The sequence below is a fragment of the Kitasatospora putterlickiae genome (assembly GCF_039527695.1).
Taxonomy (GTDB): Bacteria; Actinomycetota; Actinomycetes; order Streptomycetales; family Streptomycetaceae; genus Kitasatospora; species Kitasatospora putterlickiae.
The window spans coordinates 1-2,385 of the sequence record NZ_BAAAKJ010000248.1; the positions used below are offsets into that span (position 1 = coordinate 1).

Annotated in this window: 2 protein-coding genes; both read right to left on the reverse strand. The window is 76.5% G+C overall.

Annotated elements, in window-relative coordinates; genetic code table 11:
* The coding region (locus tag ABD308_RS25015) for a beta-ketoacyl [acyl carrier protein] synthase domain-containing protein (protein ID WP_344338814.1) at positions 1 to 1,452 on the reverse strand (1,452 nt) is incomplete at its 3' end.
* A 5-nt stretch (positions 1,453 to 1,457) separates the two neighbouring features.
* A partial coding sequence (locus tag ABD308_RS25020) for a beta-ketoacyl reductase (protein WP_344338815.1) occupies positions 1,458 to 2,385 on the reverse strand: 928 nt, incomplete at its 5' end.

A 2,385-nucleotide genomic window follows, 5' to 3' on the forward strand; every position in this document is an offset into this window, starting at 1 on the left:
CAGCCGTCCGTGCAGCGCGTCGGCCAGCGCGCGCAGCGCCTGCGGGGTGCGGGCGGACAGCTCGAAGCCGTCGACCGGCCCCGCCGGGGCGGCGCCCGCGTCCTCGTCCCCGGCCGCGCCGACGACCACCTGGGCGTTGGTGCCGCCCATGCCGAAGGCGCTGACCAGCGCGTGCCGTCCGGCGCGCGCCGGCCACGGCCGCAGCGCCGTCGGCAGGGTGATCCCGGTGCCGTCCAGGTCGATCAGCGGGTTGAGGGTGGTGAAGTGGGCCAGCGGCGGCACCTCGCGCCGGCGCAGGCACAGCACTGCTTTGACCAGCCCGATCACCCCGGCGGCGGACTCCGGGTGCCCCAGATTGGCCTTGACCGAGCCGACCGCCAGCTCCGCCCCGCCGTTGCGGCGGCCCAGCGCGGCGGCGATCGCCTCCATCTCGATGGTGTCCCCGAGCGAGGTGCCCGTCCCGTGCGCCTCCACCAGGCCGATGTCGGCCGGGGCGAGCCCGGCGTCCGCCAGCACCGCCTCGGTCAGCGCCACCTCCGACAGCACGTTGGGCGCCGTGAAGCCGGTCGAGCGGCCGGTCTGGTTCACCGCCGAGCCGTTCACCACCGCGTGCACCCGGTCGCCGTCGCGCCGGGCGTCCTCCAGCCGCTTGAGCACCAGCACGCCGCAGCCCTCGCCCCGGGTGAAGCCGTTCGCCCGGGCGTCGAACGGGCTGCACCGCCCGTCCGGTGACAGCGTGCCCGCCAGTTGGTGCAGCCGGGTGGCGCGCGGCGACAGCACCAGGTTCACCCCGCCGGCCAGCGCCACGTCGCACTCCCGGCGGGCCAGCGCCTGCCGCGCCAGGTGCACCGAGACCAGCGAGGACGAGCAGGCGGTGTCCACCGTGATCGCCGGCCCGGCCAGCCCCAGCGCGTACGCGACCCGGCCGACCGTGAAGCAGTGGCCGTTGCCGCCCGCCCAGTGGGTGTCCAACTCGCCCTGGTGCCAGTCCCAGTACTCCTGCCCGGTGATCCCGACGAACAGCCCGGTGCGGGCCGCGTCCAGCCGGTCCGGCGGGAGCGCCGCGTTCTCCAGGGCCTCCCAGGCCACCTCCAGCAGCAGCCGCTGCTGCGGGTCGGTCCCGCGCGCCTCCTCGGCCCCCATGCCGAAGAACTCCGCGTCGAAGTCCATCACCTCGTCCAGGAAGCCGCCGGTGTGCGGCAGCCGCTCCCACTCGGCGGCGAACGGTCCGCGCCGTCCGGCCGGCAGCGGGCCGACCAGGTCCCGGCCCCCGGCCAGCGCGGTCCAGTAGCCGTCCAGGTCGGCGATGCCGCCCGGCAGCCGCAGGCCGATGCCGACCACGGCCAGCGGGCCGGTGCCGCTCGCGGCGTCCAGCTGCGCCCGCAGTTTGCGCACGGTGTCCAGCGCCCTGGTCAGCGGCGTGGGCGCGGTGGTGGTCCGTTGCTCCGTCATCGCGCTCAGCCCTCGCCGTCCGTGGCCGCCTCGGCGCCCTCGTCCGGCCGCTCGCCGAGCAGCCGCTCCGCCAGCACGGCGGACAGCGCCCGGGGCGTGCCGTACGTCCACAGCAGGGTCGGCGACAGCCGCAGCCCAAACGCCGCCTCCAGCCGGTTGCGCAGCTCCAGGCCCATCAGCGAGTCCAGTCCGAGGGCCTTGAACGGGGTGTCCCGGTCGACCGCCCCGCTGTCCAGCCGCAGCACCCGGCCCGCCAGCTCCCGCACCTTGGCCTCCAGCAGCTCCGGCCACCGCTCCTCGGGCGCGGCCCGCAGCCCGGCGAGGAAGGCCGCGCCCGCGCTGCCGCCGCCGCCCCCGTGCCGGGCCAGCTCGCGCAGCGCGCTCCAGCTCTCCAGCGTCACGGCGTCCGGGTACGCCTCCAGGTACTGCCGCAGATCGATCGGCACATAGGCGACCACCTGCTCGTCACCGCCCAGGAAGCCCTCCAGCGCCCGCCAGGCCTCCCCGGTGGAGAACCCGGCCATGCCGCGCTCCGCCAACCGGGCGCCGCGGTTGTCCTCCGCGGCGGCCAGACCGACGTCGTTGAACGGCCCCCACTGCACACTCAGCGCGGGCCGCCCGCGCCGGCGCCGGTCCACCGCCAGCGCGTCCAGGAAGGCGTTGCCCGACGCGTAGGCCGCCTGCCCGGCGTTGCCGAACAGCGCCGCCGCCGAGGAGAACAGCAGGAAGAAGTCCAGCGGGTCGTCAGCGGTCACCGCGTCCAGGTTGACCGCGCCGTCCACCTTGGGCGCCAGCACCCGGTGCAGCTGCTCCGGCGTCAGATTCAGCACCGTCGCGTCGTCCAGCAGACCGGCCGCGTGCACCACGCCGCGCAGCGGCGGCAGCTCCCGGTCGACCCGTTCGAGCAGCGCGGCGACGGCCGCCGGATCGCCG